At 53.2% G+C, this 20443-nt stretch carries 14 protein-coding genes; 5 read left to right on the top strand and 9 right to left on the bottom strand.

What is annotated here, in order from left to right; translation table 11 throughout:
- The first annotated feature begins 20 nt into the window (after positions 1-20).
- Positions 21-866, top strand: a complete 846-nt coding sequence (locus EDM54_RS06165; RefSeq protein ID WP_003389196.1) for a GNAT family N-acetyltransferase — start codon at positions 21-23, stop codon at positions 864-866.
- 66 nt (positions 867-932) lie between these two features.
- Complete coding sequence (locus EDM54_RS06160) at positions 933-2219, top strand: BaiN/RdsA family NAD(P)/FAD-dependent oxidoreductase (protein ID WP_003389195.1); 1287 nt, start codon at positions 933-935, stop codon at positions 2217-2219.
- Positions 2220-2509: 290 nt separating this feature from the next.
- Here EDM54_RS06160 and EDM54_RS06155 read toward each other — a convergent pair whose 3' ends face one another.
- The 7 genes from EDM54_RS06155 to EDM54_RS06125 all read right to left on the bottom strand — a co-directional run bounded on the left by EDM54_RS06155 (position 2510) and on the right by EDM54_RS06125 (position 11344).
- Positions 2510-2707, bottom strand: a complete 198-nt coding sequence (locus tag EDM54_RS06155; protein WP_003389193.1) for a hypothetical protein — start codon at positions 2705-2707, stop codon at positions 2510-2512.
- Positions 2708-2713: 6 nt separating this feature from the next.
- The gene (locus tag EDM54_RS06150; protein ID WP_122957929.1) at positions 2714-5209 is read right to left on the bottom strand and encodes a septation ring formation regulator EzrA; all 2496 of its coding nucleotides are present in this window, start codon (positions 5207-5209) and stop codon (positions 2714-2716) included.
- 49 nt (positions 5210-5258) lie between these two features.
- On the bottom strand, positions 5259-5876 hold the full coding sequence (gene refZ / locus EDM54_RS06145; protein ID WP_024982858.1) for a forespore capture DNA-binding protein RefZ: 618 nt from the start codon (positions 5874-5876) through the stop codon (positions 5259-5261).
- A 512-nt stretch (positions 5877-6388) separates the two neighbouring features.
- Positions 6389-7300 carry a hypothetical protein gene (locus tag EDM54_RS06140; protein WP_031933110.1) on the bottom strand — a complete coding sequence of 304 codons (912 nt, stop codon included), beginning with the start codon at positions 7298-7300 and terminating at the stop codon, positions 6389-6391.
- A gap of 115 nt (positions 7301-7415) precedes the next feature.
- Positions 7416-8411: an MBL fold metallo-hydrolase gene (locus tag EDM54_RS06135; protein WP_031933111.1), complete on the bottom strand. Its 996-nt coding sequence runs from the start codon at positions 8409-8411 to the stop codon at positions 7416-7418.
- Between the two features lie 54 nt (positions 8412-8465).
- Entirely contained in the window at positions 8466-10736 is a 2271-nt protein-coding gene (locus EDM54_RS06130) for a sensor domain-containing diguanylate cyclase (RefSeq protein WP_227277971.1), read from the bottom strand.
- Between the two features lie 26 nt (positions 10737-10762).
- A complete protein-coding gene (locus EDM54_RS06125) occupies positions 10763-11344 on the bottom strand; it encodes a histidine phosphatase family protein (protein WP_003389186.1) in 582 nt (193 codons plus the stop codon).
- Between the two features lie 222 nt (positions 11345-11566).
- On the opposite strand from EDM54_RS06125, the gene EDM54_RS06120 reads away from it, so the two are divergent.
- On the top strand, positions 11567-13873 hold the full coding sequence (locus EDM54_RS06120; RefSeq protein WP_122957928.1) for an S-layer homology domain-containing protein: 2307 nt from the start codon (positions 11567-11569) through the stop codon (positions 13871-13873).
- 325 nt (positions 13874-14198) lie between these two features.
- Positions 14199-14798, top strand: coding sequence for a 30S ribosomal protein S4 (rpsD, locus tag EDM54_RS06115; RefSeq protein WP_003389184.1), 600 nt, complete (start codon positions 14199-14201; stop codon positions 14796-14798).
- 91 nt (positions 14799-14889) lie between these two features.
- On the opposite strand, the gene EDM54_RS06110 is transcribed toward rpsD, so the two are convergent.
- A complete protein-coding gene (locus EDM54_RS06110; RefSeq protein WP_003389180.1) occupies positions 14890-15357 on the bottom strand; it encodes a DinB family protein in 468 nt (155 codons plus the stop codon).
- A 161-nt stretch (positions 15358-15518) separates the two neighbouring features.
- Positions 15519-16799 carry a tyrosine--tRNA ligase gene (gene tyrS / locus EDM54_RS06105; RefSeq protein WP_003389179.1) on the bottom strand — a complete coding sequence of 427 codons (1281 nt, stop codon included), beginning with the start codon at positions 16797-16799 and terminating at the stop codon, positions 15519-15521.
- 455 nt (positions 16800-17254) lie between these two features.
- Between tyrS and EDM54_RS06095 the strand changes: the two genes are divergently transcribed.
- Positions 17255-20368 (top strand): penicillin-binding protein 1A, encoded by a 3114-nt coding sequence (locus EDM54_RS06095; protein ID WP_122957927.1) that lies wholly within the window; start codon positions 17255-17257, stop codon positions 20366-20368.
- Positions 20369-20443 lie beyond the last annotated feature (75 nt).

Genomic DNA, 20443 nt, shown 5'->3' with positions numbered 1-20443 from the left:
ATGGAAAGGAAGGCACGCCGATGAATATTACCTTTCGAAAATTGGCAGAGAAAACGGATCTGGAAAAGCTGGAGGAACTGGAGAGTGCAGTCTGGAGCGAATCATCTGTCGTTCCTAGCCATATGACCTTGACACTGGCCAAATTCGGCGGATTGTTTCTTGGCGCCTTCGACGGCGACCGCATGATCGGCTTTCTCTACAGCTTTCCCGGCTACACGGATCAGGAGCTGCATCTCTGCTCGCATATGCTCGGCTTTTTGCCTGAATACCGGAAGCAAGGCCTGGGGGTGCAGATGAAATGGATGCAGCGCAGCGAAGCACTGGCGGAGGGCTACCGAAGGATTACCTGGACCTACGACCCGCTTGAGACGGTCAATGCCTACCTGAATCTGGTCAAGTTGGGCGGCGTGGTTCATCGCTATATTCCAAACTGCTACGGAGAACTGGCAGATGATATGAACCGGGGTCTGCCGACCGACCGTTTTTTACTGGATTGGCATATCGCAAGCGACCGCGTCATGCAGCACCACGCCGGCAAAAGCGTTCGACCTGACGCCAGCGGGCTTCCGGCCGTCCTTTTCTATCAGGAGAAAAACGGTGTCGTGCAGCCAGCAGGAATACATCTGGATCAATCGGAGGAGCGCTTGTCGCTTCCTGTTCCTGCGCACTTCCAGGCCGTCAAACAGGCGGATATGGGAGCAGCCGCTGCCTGGCGGGAAGCCACGCGCGAGCTGTTCACTCACTACTTTTCCAAAGGGTACATCGTAACCGGGATTTGCCGGCAGCAGTCGACCGCCTCTTACATTCTGGAAAAGCGTTCCCTTGAAGACGTGCTGCAAGGTGAGAGGCTTGCCGGGGCAAAATAGGCTCGCTCCTTTTCCTGTGCTACAATAGACGTACAATCATACCCTAAGAAAAAAGGACGAGAACTGATGAAGGCTAGTCACTACGATGTCATCGTCATTGGCGGCGGTCCCGCCGGACTGATGACTTCCATTGCCGCTTCTTCCCAGGGGGCCCGTGTCTGTCTGGTGGAGAAGGGCAACAAGCTCGGACGCAAATTGATCATTTCCGGAGGCGGCCGCTGCAATGTTACGAATGCCAAGGAGCTGGACGAGCTGATCAAGCAAATGCCCGGAAACGGACGCTTTCTGTTCAGCGCACTCTCTCAATTTAACAATCAGGACATTATCCGGTACTTTGAAGAGCTGGGCGTTGCCTTAAAAGAAGAGGACCGCGGGCGCATGTTTCCCGTCACCGATAAAGCTGTGACGGTGGCGAACGCTCTGATCGAGCGGATCAAAAACCAGGGTGTCGAGCTTCGCTTAAACAGTCCCGTGGAGAAAGTGCTGTACGAGAACGGCCATACGGACGGCGTGCTATTGAAAAGCGGCGAGCATCTGAAAGCACCCTGTGTGGTAATCGCGGTAGGCGGATGCTCCGTTCCGCAGACAGGTTCTACTGGAGATGGCTACGAATGGGCGCGGGATGCCGGTCACACCATTACCGACCTGTATCCTACCGAAGTGCCGCTGATTGCTGCCGATTCCTTTATCCGGGACAAATCGCTGCAGGGCTTGTCGCTTCGCGAAGTGGAATTGACTTTGTATGATCCGAAAAAGAAAAAGAAGGTCAGTACGCAGGAAGGCGACATGATTTTTACCCATTTTGGCATTTCCGGCCCTGCTGCCCTGCGTCTGGGACACTATGTCTCCGTCACCCAGAAGAAACACGGCCAGGTCCCGCTCCCTCTGACGATTGACCTGATGCCTCACAAGCATCTTGACGAAGTTGCCGAAGAGAGCTGGCGCTTGTTGGAGGAGCAGCCCAAAAAGGCTGTGAAAAACGTCTGCAAAGGCTATCTGCCGGACAGACTGATCCCGATTCTTTTGTCCATGGCGGGCATTTCCGAAGAAACGACGCTGAGCCACATGCGCAAACAGCAGTGGAGAGAGTTCGCCCAGTTGATCAAAGCGTTTCCGTTGACGATCACCGGCACGCTTTCTTTGCAGGAAGCGTTTATTACCGGTGGAGGTGTCAGCGTCAAGGAAATCGATCCACGGACGATGCAATCCAAGCTGATGCCGGGACTCTTCTTCGCGGGAGAGGTGATGGACGTCCATGCTCATACGGGCGGATACAACATTACCATCGCTTTTTCCTCGGGATATGTCGCTGGTACGCATAGTGCCCAAGCTGCGCTGGAGAAACGCGGATAAAATTTCTACAATTTTTTCTCGAAGAGGTTTAGGCTTTTTCTATACGGGGAAACTAGCTTGTGGGTACTCTTTTTCGAAGAAGAGTGAATGGATTTCTACTCCCCCTAGCAGTAGGATTCCGATTCTCACACCTCTACTCCCTTTATCTTTCTAGATGGGCGTCGATCCAACAGTCGACGTTCTTTTTTTTGTGTGCAAACCGCTCTTTTCCGCTTGTACGCATTGAGAATATGGGCACCGCGCAAAAAAAGCTTCGCCACTGAAAGGCGAAGCCGTGTTTCTTGCGATTATCATGTTGTCACACGATACAATAAGGCGAGTCCTGCCATGATAAACGCGAACCCTAACAAAAAGAAGGTGTTTGCTCTCTGTTTGACCTTTTGTTCATTTCCGTTGAAGTGGGCGAGCAAACGCGCTTGCCACCGCTTGGTTCGCGGCTGGATCATCAGCAAGATCCCGCCGGCGAGGAGGAAAATGGGCAGGAGCAAGCTGCTTCACCCCTTCTTCTTGCGCCGCAGCAGCCAGCGCGTTTCCGTCTCTTCCGGATCGCCTTCCACGATCAGGCGGGCTTCTTCAGCCAATTGGAACGCTTCGGCAAACAACAGCTGGCGAAATGCCTGTTCGGCCTTTGTCAAAAGTTCGTTTACCTGCCGATTTTGCCTTCTGTAGCGATTGGTGTACTGGATGGCCCCCTCCGCCTGCTGGCAGTCGGAAATCGTCCGCTCGGCCAAACGCTCCGTTTCCAGCAGCAACTCATTGGCATCGTTGATCAGCATCGCGACTTCCTCGATGTCATAGCGATACGTTTCCATAACTGCCTGGATGCGGGCCAAAATTTGCACAATGTCTTCAAACAAGTACTTCAAATGCTCCGGTACACCCGGCAAATAGCTTCGCTTAATCTGCTGGCGAATCCGGACCAATGCATTGGAGATGCGTTCCAGCTCATCCAACGCCTCGTCTTCGGTCTCGATCACCAGGCGCTCCGCCTCTTCTTCCGCTTCTTCTTCCTGCCAATCCGAAGCCATTTTCGGGATCACGAGCTCGTATTCCTCGTCGTCCTCGTCATAGTCCGGTTCTTGACGCTTGGGAGCTGCGGCGTTGTCCTTTTTCCTGTCAACGGCACTGTTCAACAGCTCTGCCCGCTCCGCGCCGCTTATTTCATTGGCAGCCCCTGCAAAAGGCCGTTCTTCCCGCATCTCTTGTACCGGAGGCAAAACCTGACCGATGATCTCCGGCTCCGTTTGCAAACGGGCCACATCCGGTTCGACAGAAGGTGCTGCTGCAGCCATCGTCTCAAGTGCTTCCTGGCTGATTGGAGGAGCCGCTTGTGTACTGCCTTCCCTCTCTGAATGTTCTTCGATCGTATTCTCTTGGCCGGCCTTCTCTTGGTGACCAGTAGAGACAGCAGATCTCTCTATGTCAAAACCGATAATCTCCGGTTCCATCGACTCTGCTTCAGCCGGGTAAGCAGTCGGGGAAGCAGCCGCTGCCACTTGAGCGGAGGCGGCTCCATTTCGCTCGGTCAGGATGGCCTCTTCGATACTTTGACAGGTCGAGTCAAGCAGAACCTCAAATGCCTTCACGTGGGTCTCCAGCATCTCCAGATTCCCTTCCTCCAAAGCAGCCTTGGCAGCCATCATGAGCTGCTTTGCCTGCAGGAGAGAGTTGTCCAGCACACTTCGGTTCAAATCGTATCCGTCCCTTGCCGCTTGTGCAATTCCTTCCTCCAACTGGCGGTACTCTTCGGGAAGCTCTTTGCGGATACGCTCGTTCCATTTCGGAATGCTATCGATCGCATCTGTGATCCTGCCCAAAATCTTTTGCGCTTTCAAGGTAAGATCGTACGCAGCGACATCGTCGCCGTCTGCCCGCACTTCTTTAATTCGGGTGCGAATGGCGTAGGCCTCATCCAGTCCGGCCTTGAGCTCATGGAACGACAATCCGTACTCCAGACGCAGATCGGACAGGCGGCGCTCCACCTGCTCCAGTTGTTTGCCGATTTCCGGGATAGCGAGCTTGCTTTCTTTTTTTGTCGTTACCACTTTGACGGTGTCTTGTTTTAAGTCATTGAGCTCCTGCTCGATGGAGGTCAACGTCTCTCTCGCCTCGTCCAGCAGTCCCAAGGCCAGCTTGAAGCGGAAGCGGTCGCATGCTTCCTCCGCGTCAAGTATCATCATATCGACATCCGGTATGCGATTTCGCAGCAGATTTTCTTTGCGGTCTGCCAGGAACATGTACTTCTCTTCCGTCTTTCCGGAAGCCCGGCGAAGCGGCTTGTCCATCTCCATTACGTTGATTTTCTCGACAAGCTCGTCTTTCCAATCCTCTACATCATCCACTTGGGCAAAAATGGCCCGGCGTCTGATCATCGCGTAGATCAGACCGACAGACAAAGCTGCAAAGACGGCCCCAATGGCGTACAACCACCAAGGAAGCTTGGCCCAAGCAGGCTTTTCGGCTTTTTCCTCCTGCGTGCTTTCATCTGCAGCAGGGTTATTGGCAGGCTGCGTTTGATTTTGCTGTCTGTCTAGTTCAGCGGCAACCTCATCGAGAAACGTCTGGATGCCGGACAAGTAATCCTTTTGATTCCGAAAGGGCTCATAGTAAGCCGTCACCTTGTCATGCAGCATCGTCATGCTGGCACCCTTCGCCTGGAGCGCAGGACCGGCATAAACACCGAGCTGTTCGGTATTGATATCCAGCACAATCATCATCGCATCTTCCGGCAAATTGTAGTTGTCGTACAGCTTCTGTGCATACTCGTCTGGGCTTTGCGCCTCTGGCTGCGTGCTTTCGACGACGACGACCTTGTATGTACCCGGCAGCTGCTTGATTGCCTCTGTAAGTTTCTTCTGATCCTCTGGTTTCGTATATTTTCCTGCGTCCTGTACGACTGCATCCGTTTTATCCGGGAAAGGCGCGGCCAATGCCGGTTGGCTATATAACATCATTCCTGCAAGGCAGAGCAGGATCCATTTCTTCTTCACGGTTAGGACAACCCCTTAGCGTCAAAATTCCCTGTAGGCAAAGCTGTTTTTACTTTTGCTGATTGTAAGGCAAACAGAGCCATCCATGCAAAGAACGCATGATTTCGGCAAGCAGCCACTCTGCAAATTCTGCCGAAGCAGGCTCCAGATAGTAAACCTCCCGCACTGTTTGGGGATGGAGAAAAGGATATATCAATTGGCTTGCTGTCATCAAGAGGACGTGTTCCACAGACACAGGCATAAAAACGCCGGCCGCAATCCCTTCTTCGATCGGTTTTGCGATTCCGTGTTTCCAGCGGCTAATATACAGCGTCATCACTTCACGGGCCAACATCGACTCCACGCTCAGCTCTCGCTGGATCAGCCTTGTCGTTGCCGCGTGCTCGCTTTGAAATGTGACATAAAGCCGGATGACCCCTTCCAGTCTTTCCATCGGGAGAAGGTCTTTCTCGCTCTCCTCGAGCTGTTCCAGCTGTTGAAACAAGGTTTCAAAGTAGTAAGAAATCAGCCTTTCGAGAACACCCTGTTTCCCTTTGAAGTGATACGAAATCAGGGCGGCATTCACTTCGGCTGCTTCAGCAATTTGTCTGACACTGGTTCCATGGTACCCCTTTTGGTCAAAAAGGGTTGCTGCTGCAGACAAAATGCGCAATTTGGTCTGGTCCATTCTGCCTGCCCCTTTCCTCGCTCCGCCATTCCGATGAAGGTCGCAGAGGAGGTATCTTACTTCATTTTACAGACCATTCGCCATAAAAAGATAGTCTTGTTAGTAGTTCGACAAAGTTTTCCAGGATTCCTCCTGCAGAAATTTCAAGTATGATAAAAGTATGACAGAGGAAACCTGCATGCACTACAACGATTTATCCGACAGTTCTGGTTGGTCACACTTTCCCTGCCGCCCTTCTTTTCGCAGTCCTTATAGAGCAGAGGGCACAAGATTTTCAACCTCGAAGGAAAGGACCAAAAGCTTTTCCATGAAGAAATACGCTGAAGTCCCGTCAATCGTTACATACGATATTCCCGAAGGCGGTGGCGAGCTAAACTATGCCATCCCTATTGCAACAGCTGCGATCGTATGACACTACCGGCTGAATATCTTTTTGTCCGCATAAAAAAACGTCCACTCTCCCTTCTTGCACAAGAGTGAACGTATACGGAAAGCTGCCCGCATAAAGCCAATTACCCTGTGGCCCCCGCCGCAGTCGGGTCTGGTACCGGAATGGCCTGTCCGTAGTTTTGGAGGTATGTCTCCACCTGCGTATACTCGCGGACTCGCTGGTCATTCATATCGTATTCCGAGCGTATGGACATCGTCATGTTGGTCGGGAGCTTCGTATTTTTGTTGTAGTAAATGGTGTATTCCGCTTCCAGCTCCATCTGGTCAATGATCTCGTCCACTGGCGGTTCGGTCGCCTGTATCGTGGCTCCCGTCCGCGGCCGGTTCCATGTTCCGTCCGAGAGCGTCAACGCGTATTTCAAACGAGGCTGGTGAATTGCCTCTGTCTGCAAGACAGCAGCGCCGCCGGCATGAGACTGGGTCCGGGCGCTCGCCTGACTTTTCATCTGCTCCGCCAGCCAGCTTTTCAGTTTCGTCGAGTCCATCAAAATCCGCACTGCTTCGATGTCATCCTCTGGGGCGCGATCCTGCAGGGGCAGTACGCTTTTCTTCATTTGATTGATCTGCTCCATAGCGAACACTGGATCCCAGTTGTTCATTTCCTGGCGAAAGACCGTGTCTTGGCCGCTTGTATTTTTCCAACCGGCGCTTCCTTCTGTCCGAACGTAAATCTGTTCATTTTTGCTCAGCAGCGACACGCTTTTCGCCTGTTTTTGCTCGGGAACGGCAAAATCGACTCTCATCAGCATGTCATCGCCTGTTTTGCGTCCGGAAAAACTGACTACGTTGCCGTTGGCGGTATCGCCTGTCACGAGCTTGGTCGTGCCGTGAAAAGCAAAAGCCTGCTGCTCTGAAAAACGGTCACGGACCTGTTCAAAAGCGGAATCCGCATTTTGCTTGACCCCCATCTGATTGCAGCCGGTCAGGCCTCCACAAAGCAGGGCAAGCATCACGATGCTCCATCCTTTGCGCATCTTCGTCCCTCCTCTTCGTCGCCATTAGGGTTTCCGAGGAAGAAAAGGCTTATTCTGCTTGATATTCTGCTTGAGAGATCCGGCAGCCGGAGAGCGTCCCTTTACCTTCATTCACTCACAACGAGTAATAGAGAACCCCCTCTTTTTTTCTGCATTCCACTTGATGCAGGATCGTCAGCAAATCAATATGTCCCAACGTCTCGGATAGCGTCAAAGGGAGTTCCTTTTCATACAGGATGGGGAATAGCATGGCGGTCAGCTCATACGCGGTCTTTTCCCCTTCAGCGAGCAAGTGCCGCAGCATATCGGTCCGCTCCCAATTTCTCTGCAGGCGCTGCAAGATCAGCTCGCGGTGGCCCACAACCGGCTCCCCGTGTCCGGACAATGCCAAATCAATCTCCATATCCGCGCACATCTGCAGAGCAGTCCGATACTGGACGAGGGTCAGCGGACGCGCCGCCGACTGATCGCGGGGCGGTTCGATAAACGCATTGGACGAGATTCGCTTGATGATGTGATCGCCTGCGATCATGACCCGATCTTCCGCCCTGTACAGGGAAAGATGGCTTTGGGAGTGGCCCGGCGTGTATAAAACGCGCCACCCGGGAAGGCCGGGAACGGTTTGTTCGTGCTTGAGCGGTACATCAATGCGGCTTCGCTCCGAGAAGGTCATCATCAGCTTTTGGTACTTTTGAATGATGATCAGCTTGTCGTTCGGTACGCCGCTCTCTTTGTACAGATCATAAAAAAAGCGGTCGTGAAAGGATAAAAAGTCCTCGTCCATCTCTACATACGGAATGGCCAGCGGATGAGCGAGAGTAGATGCGCCCGATACCCGGCGAATCCGCTCCAGTTGTCCGCAATGATCCACGTGATGATGCGTCAGGACGATTTGCTCGATCTCTTCCGGTCGGATGCCGATTGACTTCAGACCCGCTACGAAAGTCTCCCACGCCTCATCCGTCAGCGGACCTGTGTCAACCAAAGTCAGACGCTCTCCCTTGATCACGTATAGATTCACCGGACCAACGGAAAACGGGGTGGGGATTTCCAATAAATAGACCCCCTTTGCCACCTCCGCCGCTTGTCTGTTTGGACGTTCTGTCGTCATTGTAGCCCTCCTGTTTCCCGTCGTCTCTCCAAAAGAAAAGAGCCCAGACGGCTCCTACGCTAATATAACCTGGTTTCTCCCTTTGTTTTTTGCCTCGTATAAAGCGATATCCGCCTGATAAAACAGGGACTCCACACTGATATCGCTGTTTCGTTCCTTGCTCCACTTGGCCAGACCGCAAGAGATCGTAACTTTTGGAGAAGTCTCTTTTTCAACAAAAGAGCGAATCCTCTCTGCGATCGCTTGTGCAGTGAGCTTGTCTACCCGGGGCAGATAGACCGCCAGCTCTTCTCCTCCCCAGCGCGCGGGGATGTCGCTTTCCCTGATATGGCTTTTGATCTGATTGGCGACCTGGATCAAAACCTCATCCCCTACCTGATGGCCGTATGTATCATTGACGACTTTAAAATAGTCAATATCCATCAGAATCAACGAGCCAAAGCCGTCCTTTTCTAGAGAGGCCCGGACGCGTTCATTCAGATAGCGCCGCGTGTACAGCCCGGTCAAATTGTCTGTGATGACCATCCGCTCCACTTCGTTATGCAGCATGGCATTGGTCATGGCTAAACTGGCGTGCTGTCCGAAAATTTCCAAAAGCTTATAATCGTCAAAACTAAAGAAATGATGGCGAGAATCAGCAACGATCAGGACGCCTCCCAGTTCGCCTTCAACGACCAGCGGAACACCCATCAGGGACGCAATCGGCGTCACGGATGAACAAGGCAGCAAGGAGAAGGACAGCGGCCCGGAGCCAGGTTGTACGAGCAGCAGGGCCTGCTTGCTTGATAGTATTTCGGAAATCGGCTTTTCTCCGGCTTGGATAATCCGCCCCTGACACTCGGGATGGGAAGAAGAAATCACTTCAAAGGTTTCCTTTCCCTGCTCCTTGCGTAAAATGGCGCAAAATTCGGTAGAAAAGGTCTCCAGCAGCATCTTGGTTACAAAGTCGAGGATTTCCTGCAAATTCAGACTTCGATTCAGCTGTCTGGCCATCTCATTAATCAAACGCAATTCTCTGATAAGATTGCGGGATTGCTGATACAACTGGGCGTTTTCAAAAGCTTTTCCCGCCGTCTCAGCCAAAATCGAGATATACTCCGTCTCATGTGGACTTAAGAAAACGGTCCTGTCCGTAGTCAACTGCAATACCCCGTAAATGCCCTGTTTGCCTAGCAGTGGTGCGGCAAGCACGGCTACCGTGACTCCATCCCGCTCCTCGTAGTCCATGACCAGGCTTCCTTCCAGATAGGCGCGTGTGCTTGTGGAACAATCCTCGTCTTGGAAGGAGAGCGGCTTAACCGGTGTCGTCGCATTCGTTTCGACGGTGAGGAACAGGTCAACAACGGCGTGCGGATACAAGGATCGGATGCTGCTGATGATTTCGTTCAGTACGTCATTTACATCGATTGACGCCTGGATCTTGGTCATCAATTGATAGAGCAGATCTTTTTTGCTCGCATCCCTTCGCAAGTCGTCGGCTACCATCGTTCTTTTGAGGGCGTAGCTCGCCTTTTCGCCTACCTCTTGCAGAAATGCTACGTCCCGCTCGTCATACGTTTCTCGTTCTTCGGGAGATAGATGTAAAAACAGGGCGTACAGCGGTCTTCCTTCACAAGTAATCGGCAGGATGACGGTGCGATAGCCATCCTCCACCGAGGGGGTCAGCGGCACTCCCGCAAAACGCGCAGCCAACTGCGTAATGTGGCATCCCTTTCCATCCACTGCCTGCGTCGTAAAATACTCCGGCACGATCAGGGTGCCGACCTCGGTCAGCTTTACAGCGGATACGCTGCCTTTTTGGATGATTTCGGCAATTTGATGAATCAAGCATTCCAGCAGGTCCTTCGTACTCTCATGGCGGTTCAGCTTCATGATGATGTCGCTCGTCGCATGCTGAATATATGCGTCATAGCCCATCCGAATCAACGCTTCCAGCCCCCTCATGTACGAAGCCAGCTCGAACTCGATCTCCTGTTGAGGCGCGACCATGCCAATCACCGCTCTGATACGGCCGTCATGCTCCTTTAACGGAAACGCTCCCCAAACCAAATCGCCGTCTCCGGATTTCTGTACGGAAATCTCTCCTGTACGCAACGCTTGGGAGACAGGAGAGTGGGGTTCGTCGATGAGCTTATTGCCCGCCTGGAGGCAGAGTTTGTTGGGATTCCAGGATTGGCCGACCTGCATTTCCATGAACGATACCAGGATTCCGGCTGAATCTGTCAAGAATAGAATGCCCGGGCGCTTTTCCGGCCAGGATAGCAGCATGAAGTGGGCCATGTAGGAAAAGACCGTTTCCAACTTCCCCAACATTTTACTTGACACGCAATACTCCCTCTCTCCACTTTTTGTCAGTCTTCCAAATGGTCCGTATCATTTACTGTAACTACTTCCCATCGCCGGTCAACGTAATGAAACACGTTGATCCCCGTATTGTCGATTCGGGTGATTCCTGTTCCCTGCTGGCCGCCTGTCACACCGTGCAGGAAGCTGTTAATCAGCCCGCCGTGAGAAACGACGACAATCGCTTTTCCCGCATGGCGGTCGGCCAGTTCGGTCAACGCGGCAGCCGCGCGCTGCTGCATATCCTCAAACGTCTCTATTCCACACGCTGTCTCGTCCATATTTGCAAAACGGACCTTGATTTCTTCATAGGTCAGCCCTTCCCACTCTCCATAGCAACGCTCGCGCAAGGTAGTCAGAGTGGAAACGGTGCAGCCGACATTCTCGGCGATGCACTGGGCTGTTTCCCGTGCGCGGGCCAAATCACTGGCGTAAACGGCGTGAATCGTCTCACCGCGAAAGCGGACACCTACCTTCTGAGCCTGGCTCCTCCCTGATTCATTAAGGGCAATATCACTGTGGCCTTGAATTCGGCGAGCCAGATTCCAATCTGTTTCTCCGTGGCGAACGAGGTAGATGACAGTATGCAATGCGTTTCCTCCTCAGCCGTACTGCTTGTATTCACAACTCTTTATTTATTATATAAGATGAATGTTTGCAATTCCATAACGATTCGCTTTTGCACCAGGACAAAATTCCCATTTTTCCCCTCCTCCGTTTGTTTTTCTTCCAATCTATTGAAACGCCGCTTCTCTTCCCTGCGTCAGAAGTTGTAGTGGCAAGATGTCAGATACAACTTGGGGGGATAAATTATGAAAACACTGTTGGTCCGTTCCGGATCGATTCTCTTGACCGCCAGCCTGCTGGCTCCCGGGTCGCTTGCTTACGGGGAGACGAGAGCAGCTTTGCCCGCAGACGCAAACGCGGCCAGCGCAGCCTCTCCTGCCATGCCTGCTTCCAAAGGGTCGGCTGGCCAGCCTGCTTCGGCGCAATCAGGCAAGGCAAAAATCTCGAAAGACGCGGCTATGAAAATTGCCGGCAAATTTGTCTCGACCGCCGGCCTGGAGCTCAACAACGTCTCCTTCCGCTCTGCCGATCCCTGGCGGGCATTTCCGGAATGGACGTTTTACTGGGTAAAAAAATCAAAGAACGATGCGGAAATCGAACACTCCTACAGTGTGGGCATCAACGCCGACACGGGAGAATTGACGTCCTTTTCATCGTACAACAGGAACGCATCCAAGCCTGATTACGCCAACCGCATTTCGTATGACGACGCCCGGAAAAAAGCAGAGGAGTTTTTCTCCGCCAACGTTCCGTCGAAATGGAAGGAGACGAGACTGTACCATGACGATCAGCCGGTGCAAAAAACTCCGCTGAATGCAGACGCTTCCTATGCGTTTCGCTTTGTCCGTCTCGTGGACGATATTCCGTTCCCGGACAACTCTGTGGATATTACCGTTGACTCCTCTGGAAAGGTGACCAATTACTCGGTTTCCTGGAACGATGACGTCACCTTTGAAAGCCCTGGCAAAATGATATCTTCCGAAGAGGCGGCCGAGCTTTTCCAAAAAGCGCTGAAGCCCACACTGTCCTACGTAGTGCCTTGGGAAGCCCAAGGGGAAAACAGGGATAAGCCGATCCTGGCCTACGACAATCCCTTCAAACTGTTTCTGGACGGATCGGACGGCACTCTCTTGACGCCCCAGCTGAAACCGGCAAAGCCAGAAGAAGAGCCTGTTCCGGCCAGCAGCAAGCCGTTGTCGCCTCGCAATGCCGGAAAACCGCTCAGTCAGGATGCAGCCGTCTCTCTGGTCGATCAGGTATTTGGGCTGAAAGGCTATGCACTTCGCTCTGCCAATTACAGCGAAAGCGACCACCGCAGCAACAGGCCAGTCTGGAATCTCGATTTTGAAAATAAAGAGAAGCAGGTTTTTGCTTCGGCTGCGGTCGATGCCATCACCGGCGATGTGTACAGCTTTTACACCAATTTGCCTGATACCCTGAAGGCGGCCGCTACAAAACAAGAGACGAATCCAAAAGCAATCGAAAAGAGAGCGATTGAGGACTTGAAAAAATTCGCGCCCACCTGGGCCAACCGGCTTTATCTCGATCCGCCGCAAGAAGAAACGGGCGAACAGCAGCCGGACACGTCCTACACCGTACGCTTCCTCCGCTTGGTAAACGGCATAGCGGCAGCTTCGGGATCGGCCCATCTTACCTACGACAAAAAAAGCGGCGAGCTGATGTCATTCAACCTCGACTTTGGACGGGAAAGCTATCCATCCCGGCTCGGCGATCACATCTCAGCCGACAAAGCAGCAGAAGCCTGGCTGAAAGAAGCGAAGCCGGAAGCTGTTTACATGCTGGAGCAGCTCCCGGTAAAACCGCTGGAACAAAAGGGTGGTGTCGAAATCGCCCCTCTGCCGGAGCGAAAGGCCAAACTGGTCTACCGCATGACGACCACTCCGCTTGAGCAAGGGTACTTCCTCGATGCCTTATCCGGGGAATGGCGCAGCACGGCGACGGGGAAAACGATTGAACTGCATCGCACTCCGCCTTCCGATCTGGATGGACACAAGGCCGAGAAGGAACTGCTGTTGATGTACGAGTACGATGCGCTCTCCCTTGTTGACGGAAAGATTATGCCGGAAAAAGAGATTACGCGCGGTGAAATGATCGAAATGCTGATGATCAGCCTGAACCAGGGACGGATGTTTGGCATCTCACTGGAACGCAAGGCAAGCTTTGCCGATGTGGCCAATACATCCAGGTATTTTGCTGCCGTAGAGGCTGCGGTTGACCGCGGGCTTCTGGACAGAAATGTAAGCTCGCTGCGGCCGGACGAGAAAATCACCCGTGAAGAGCTGGCCGACATGCTGGTACGGGCGCTTGGATATCGCAAGCTGGCGGATTACTCGGACATGTTCCAGTCCGACCTAACCGATATCGCCAAGTCAAAAAATCGTGGGGCCATCGTGATTGTCACTTCGCTGGGCATCATGAAAAGCGGCCAGGAATTCCATCCGGAGGACACCGTTTCCCGGGCCGATGCGGCCATCGCCTTTTCGCGATTCCTGGAGGTGCGCAGCAAGCTGGACGAGAATCCCCGATTCTGAGAGCCACTGAAAGAGGACATGGCGAGAAGAAAATAGAGGCAAAAGAGACAGACAGCCGCGTGCTGCAAACAAGGCAACTCCCCATTTTTTCTTGACATTCTCCTAAAAGAAAAGATAATATTGATTGTATGTGTACAGGGTGGCATTGATTGTAGGTAAAAACGGGAGGTAGACCCTCTTAGTTTCGTCCCTTGCAGGCTGCGGCTGAACTCCTGCCAAGGAGCACGATGCGGAAATGCTACCGTCCGAAGTTCGTGTAGCTAAAGACGAAACTAGCCTCGCGGAAGTAAACACCTGCGAATCCAACTTAAAGGAGAATGAAAACATGGCACGTTACACAGGTCCTCGTCACAAACTGGCTCGTCGTCTGGGCATTTCCCTGGATGGTACAGGCAAAGACATTAAACGCAACTTTCCTCCAGGTCAACACGGTCACAACAACCGTCGTAAACTGAGCGAATACGGTATCCAGCTGCAAGAAAAGCAAAAGCTGCGCCACATGTTTGGTGTTAGCGAGAAGCAATTCCGCCGCACATTCGAGCAAGCCGGTAAAATGGCTGGCGTATTGGGCGAAAACTTCATGAAACTGCTGGAATCCCGTTTGGATAACGTGGTATACCGCATGGGCCTGGCTCCAACTCGCCCTGCTGCTCGTCAGCTCGTTAACCACGGCCACTTCCTGGTAAACGGTAAAAAAGTTAACATTCCTTCTTACCGCGTACAACCAGGCGACGTGATCTCCGTTCGCGAGAAATCCAGCAACCTGCAAATCATCAAGGATGCTGTGGAAGCACGCAACTTCCTGCCGAACTACATCACGTTCGACGACAACAAACTGGAAGGTACGTTCAACCGCCTGCCAGACCGCGAAGAAATGCCTGCTGAAATCAACGAAGTTCTGATCGTTGAGTTCTACAGCCGTTAATCTTTCGGATAAAAAAAGAGCAGTGCCATTACTGGCCTGCTCTTTTTGTTTTCTCCGCAGCCTTTACAGAAGTGCTTTCCGAATTTAAGGGCTAACGGGCGGCATATGCCGCTTTTACCCGCTCAATTTGTGCCAGATGGTCATGGACATGGTTGACATAGCGCTCCAACAACTGCAGCAGCGAAAGCGGACCCGCTTCGGTGTGAATGCCTTCTCTCCCCCACTCTTCATCCTTCACCCGCTGCAGTACAGACGCCATTTCCTCACGCAGCAACTGGAACAGCTGCAAGGCCCGCTCGGCATTCTGCTGCGAATAACCCAAAGAACGCGCCCAGGCATCCTGATCATACCCGGTCAGGAGCGGCCGGTCTTCTGCCAATACCTTCTTCATCCGCTGCACGCCTACGATCTCCGCATCGCAAATATGTACGATGATCTCGTGGATGCTCCATTTTTCCGGCCCCGGCTTGAAGCTCATTTCCTCTGTAGTCAGTCCGTGGATGGACCTGCGGAGCTTTTCACTTCCATTTGCGTAGTCTTCGATCAGCCGTTTCACCATGCGTTTCCACTCCCATTTCCGACAGTCTTCGGACTCCCCTTTTTCTCTTCCACGGCGACCTTGCCGATTCCTCGTTTTAGCTGACCCGAAGAAAAAAGCCCCGGCGCTGTGCTTTGGAATACAACGCAGGAGCTCTCTAACCATTCTATGATACGCTTCAACTACCCCAGCTTCACTTTGGCAAACTTCCGCTTGCCGACCTGAACGACCATCTCGTCTGCAAGCTTCACACTGGCGTTGATGTCCGCCACTTTTTCCTCGTTGATTTTGACAGCTCCTTGCTGAACCATCCGGCGTGCCTCCCCTTTGGAGTCTGCCAGTCCGAGATCAAAGACGAGGTTGACGATACCCGCTTCGCCATTTTCATACGCGGCTGCGTCCAGTTTTACTTCCGGAATGTCCGTCGGCAGCGCCCGCTGCTGGAATACGGTTTTGAAGTAGTTCTCCGCCGCTTCCGCCGCTTCCTCTCCGTGGTACATCCGGACAAAGGTCTTGGCGAGATTCATTTTCGCATCGCGCGGGTGAACGCTGCCGTCTGCCAGCCCTGCCCGGAGCGCCTCCAGATCCTCATTGCTCATGTCCGTAGCCAGCTCGTAGTAGCGAAGCATGAGCTCATCCGGCACAGACATCGCTTTCCCGTATATTTCGTTGGCCGGTTCGTTGACGCCGATGTAGTTCCCCAAGCTTTTGGACATTTTTTGCACGCCGTCCAGGCCCTCAAGGAGCGGCATCGTCAGAATCACTTGCTGTTCCTGACCGTATTCCTTTTGCAGGTTGCGTCCCATCAAAAGGTTGAACTTCTGGTCCGTACCGCCCAGCTCGACGTCGCTTTGAAGCGCTACGGAATCGTATCCCTGCATCAGCGGGTAAAAAAATTCATGCAGGGAAATCGGCTGTTCACTTTTGTACCGTTTTTCAAAATCATCCCGCTCCAGCATGCGGGCAACCGTCGTCTTGGCTGCCAGTTCCACAACCTCGGAGAATGTCAGCGGAGCCAGCCAGCTGGAATTGTAGTTGACCTCGACACGGCTGGCATCGAGCACCTTTCCGAATTGCTCCACATAGCTTCTCGCGTTTTCCTTTACTTGTTCCTCGGTGAGCGGTTTGCGGGTCTCGGATTTTCCGGTGGGGTCGCCAATCCGGCCGGTAAAGTCGCCGATCACGAGCTGGATCGTATGGCCCAGCTCCTGGAACTGGCGCATTTTTTGCAGGACAACCGTATGGCCCACGTGAATGTCAGGGGCGGACGGATCGAGCCCGAGCTTCACCTTCAGCGGCTGGCCCGTAACGACGAAACGCTCCAGCTTGCGGCGCAGGTCCTCCTCCGGGATGATCTCCATCGCGCCGCGGCGAATGATCGCCAACTGACGCTCCACCTCTTGCTTTTGCGCTTCCGTCAGCGTGAATTTTTCGTTGGTTTGATTGATTTGCTCACTGCTCATCACTGTTACAGCTCCTATTCAAATAAGTTTGTGAAAAACAAAAAAATCCCGCCCCAAAATAGGGACGAGATTGAACCCGCGGTACCACCCTAGTTGAAAAAATGAAGAATGCTCATTTTTTCCGCTCGAATACAGGATAACGGCCTGCACCGTCCGGCATAACCGGCAAGCTCCCGACGTGTAATTCGCAACGTGCAAGGGGCTGATTTTCACCGACCACCAGCTCTCTGCAGGAATCGGCCCGAATCCTCCGCCACTTTCGTCCGGCTGATCCATGCCACTTTCCCTTTCATCCGCTTGTCACTTGCTACTGTCGCCGTTCGACGCTGTTTTGCATTTTACTCGCAAAAAATTATAAGGCTATTTTGGCATAACGCCCCGACGGTGTCAACTCAGACCCGCTATCCTCGCGGTTCCTCCTATGGTATAATCAGGATGCTAGGGGGTCGTAGATCATGTCGAACAACCACACTTCTTCCTCTGAATCGACAAAGAAAAAACGCCGACGAGGCCGCAGACGAATGGTGACGCTGATCGTCTCGGGCCTGTTTCTCTTAGGACTCATGGGTGGCGTTTTGGCAGGAGGAATTCTGGCAGGCTACGTTGCCGCCCTTGTGAAGGACGAGCCTGTACGCAGCAAAGCAGAGTTGGCCGAGAAAATTTTCACCAACTATTTGACCGGCTTTGCCTACTACAATGACGGTACGCTGATCGGTCCGCTCCGTGCAGCCGAGGGCGACCGGCGTTTGGTGAAAAAGTCGGAAGTATCGCCTCATCTGATCAATGCGGTCATTGCGACGGAAGACAAAAATTTCTTTCACCACAAAGGAGTGGTCTTGCAATCCACGCTGCGGGGAGCCTATCAGGACTTTACCAACCAGCCGGTCGTAACCGGAGGCAGCACGCTCACCCAACAGCTGGTCAAAAACACGATCCTCTCCCAGGAAGTAAGCCATTCCCGGAAGGTTCGCGAAATCTTCACCGCGATCCGCATCGAGCGCATGTTTTCCAAGGATCAGATTCTGGAAGCCTACCTGAATGAAATCTATCTCGGCAAAAACGTGAACGGCTCTGTTGTTTACGGCGTTCAGGCAGCTGCCAAAGGGATTTTCAACAAGGATGTGAAGGACCTCGATTTGGCAGAGGCCTCTTACCTGGCGGGAATGATTCAAAACCCCGGGATGTATACACCGTTTACGAGCGAAGGATACCAGCGCGGCAAGGACCGCCAGAAAATGGTGCTCGAGCGCATGCAGGAGAACGGCTACATAACACAGGCACAGTTCGACGAGGCCCTCAAGACTGATCTCACTCCCCGCCTGGCCGCGCCCACAAAGCAGGCCTACAGGGAGGTCCCGTTCCTGATGATGGACATCGAGGAACGCGCAGCACGGGCACTGGTGGATGCCGATCTGAAAGAAAAAGGGCGCGACAAGGAAACAGTCGGCCGCAATGAATACCGCCAGTTGGTCGAAGAAAAACGGCGCGACATCCTGACACGGGGCTACAAGGTATATACCACGATTCACAAGGATGTATACAAGTTCATGCAGCAAATCGCAGCCGATCCGAAAAATTTCGGCCAAAACCGGACCTACACCATCCGCCGTTCCAACGGGAAGACAGAAAAGATTGAAAACGCGCTGGAAGAAGTGGGTGCAATGCTCATCCACAACAAAACCGGCGCCATTCTGGGGATGATCGGGGGGCGCGACTTCAAGGTAGAGCAGACCAATCACGCGACTGCTCAGCGTCAACCGGGGTCGGCGATGAAGCCTTTGGCTGCCTATGCCCCCGCCTTTGAGCTGGGAATCCTGCAGCCTGGATCACCGATCGACGACTCGCCGCTCGTCCTCGCTGACGGGCGCAACGGATCGCACATGCCCATGAACTGGAACAACAAATACCAGGGCGTGGTAAGCGCCAGAGAAGCGCTGCGCCAATCGTGGAATATCCCGGCGATCAAGACTTACCTGAAAGTCGGAATCCCGACCGCTCTGGAGTACGTAAAAAAAATGGGCGTAACCACACTGGTGGAAAATGACAATTACGCAGCCACCGGGGTTATCGGCGGTCTGAGCTACGGTTTGACCGTCGAAGAAATTACCAATGCTTATGCTACCTTTGCGAATCACGGTTCGTTTGTCGATGCCTACCTCATCGACCGGATCGAGGACAGCCAGGGCAAAATCGTCTATCGTCACGAAAGCCAGCCCGTGCAGGTGTACAGTGAACAAACAGCATACCTGATCACTGATATGCTCCGCACCGTCGTCAATGCCGGGACGGGCAACCACATTCGCAAATACGTGCCGCGCAAGGTAGATGTAGCAGGCAAGACGGGAACGACCAACAATTCCAATGACCTCTGGTTTGTCGGGTATACCCCTGAGGTCTCCTTGGGCGTATGGGTCGGCTACGATGAGCCGTATCCGATGCCTGACAAGGACAAGTACGTGCCGATGGTCGTCTGGGGCAAAATCATTAAAGAAATCGGCGAAAAGTATCCCGAGCTGTCGCCGCCGGATGCCACTTTCAAAAAACCGGCCGGGATCGTCAGCGCTACGATAGACAGCAAGTCGGGCCTTTTGCCGAGCGAGCTGTCGAAAGAAGCCGGGCATCTGATAACCGATCTGTTTAATCGCCAGTTTGTCCCGACAAAAGTGGACGATGCCCATCAACGGGCACGAATCGTTGAATACAACAATGTCCGCTATCTGGCCAAGGAAGGGACGCCGGACGATTTCGTGACAGAAGGAATTTTCTTCCGTTCACCAGACCCGGCACCAGACGGCAAGCAAGTGCTCGAGGTCACGGACAAGAACAGGAAGACTTCAGCCAAGCCGCCGGATTGGGATCAGCGGCTGCCTGAGAAAGAAGACCCCCGGACGGAAACGGGTGGTCCGCCCGCTCCGCCGAGCAACGTCAAGGCTTCCAAATCGGGCAATCAGACGGTTCTCAGCTGGCAATCCGGCGGAGAAGCTGATCTCCTCGGCTATCGGGTCTATCGGGCCGATCCGCAAGTGGGCTTCGTGCAGATCGCTACCGTCAAGGATCCTGCAATCGTTACCTATACAGACGCAGGCGGCAGCGGCTTGAACGGGTACTACATCACATCTGTGGATATCAGCGGACAAGAATCATCGCCTTCTGCGATCGCTTCTGCCGACTCCTCTGCCGGTACATGGGAGGTTCCCGTGCCGCCAAACGGTATCGGACAGCCTGATGCTATTCCGCCGGATGTACAGGTACCGCCAACCGGCGAGACGAACGAAGGCAATGGTGGCCAGCAGCCTTCCAATGCTCCGCCCTCTGCTCCCCAATCCTTGACGATGTCCACCTCGTCCGATGGTTGGAAGCTGCAATGGAAGGCAAACCGCAGCAGTGAACAGGTCATTGCCTACAACGTGTACTACAGTCCCGATCCTGCGAGCGGATTCCTTTTGATCGACACGGTGACGGGTACCAGCTATATCAACAAATCCGGAGATGTGGCCGGCTCATACTATGTCACAGCCGTAAATAGTTACGGAGAATCGTCACAATCCAACAGCGTAACAGCGAACTAAACTGAATACAGCTAGAGATGAGAAACACACAACAGAGATGGTAGCTTGCTTGCCATCTCTGTTTTCCTACTACGG

Source organism: Brevibacillus borstelensis (assembly GCF_003710865.1).
GTDB lineage: Bacteria > Bacillota > Bacilli > Brevibacillales > Brevibacillaceae > Brevibacillus > Brevibacillus borstelensis.
The sequence above is the reverse complement of the archived record's forward strand: the minus strand, read 5'-3'. Positions and strand labels throughout refer to the sequence as shown.

Bases quoted from the DNA above. Each gene is read 5' to 3' on its own strand.
- EDM54_RS06140 (WP_031933110.1), bottom strand. From the start codon at position 7,300: ATGCGCAAAGGATGGAGCATCGTGATGCTTGCCCTGCTTTGTGGAGGC.
- rpsD (WP_003389184.1), top strand. From the start codon at position 14,199: ATGGCACGTTACACAGGTCCTCGTCACAAACTGGCTCGTCGTCTGGGC.
- tyrS (WP_003389179.1), bottom strand. From the start codon at position 16,799: ATGAGCAGTGAGCAAATCAATCAAACCAACGAAAAATTCACGCTGACG.
- EDM54_RS06110 (WP_003389180.1), bottom strand. From the start codon at position 15,357: ATGGTGAAACGGCTGATCGAAGACTACGCAAATGGAAGTGAAAAGCTC.
- EDM54_RS06165 (WP_003389196.1), top strand. From the start codon at position 21: ATGAATATTACCTTTCGAAAATTGGCAGAGAAAACGGATCTGGAAAAG.
- refZ (WP_024982858.1), bottom strand. From the start codon at position 5,876: ATGGACCAGACCAAATTGCGCATTTTGTCTGCAGCAGCAACCCTTTTT.
- EDM54_RS06160 (WP_003389195.1), top strand. From the start codon at position 933: ATGAAGGCTAGTCACTACGATGTCATCGTCATTGGCGGCGGTCCCGCC.
- EDM54_RS06120 (WP_122957928.1), top strand. From the start codon at position 11,567: ATGAAAACACTGTTGGTCCGTTCCGGATCGATTCTCTTGACCGCCAGC.
- EDM54_RS06135 (WP_031933111.1), bottom strand. From the start codon at position 8,411: ATGACGACAGAACGTCCAAACAGACAAGCGGCGGAGGTGGCAAAGGGG.
- EDM54_RS06095 (WP_122957927.1), top strand. From the start codon at position 17,255: ATGTCGAACAACCACACTTCTTCCTCTGAATCGACAAAGAAAAAACGC.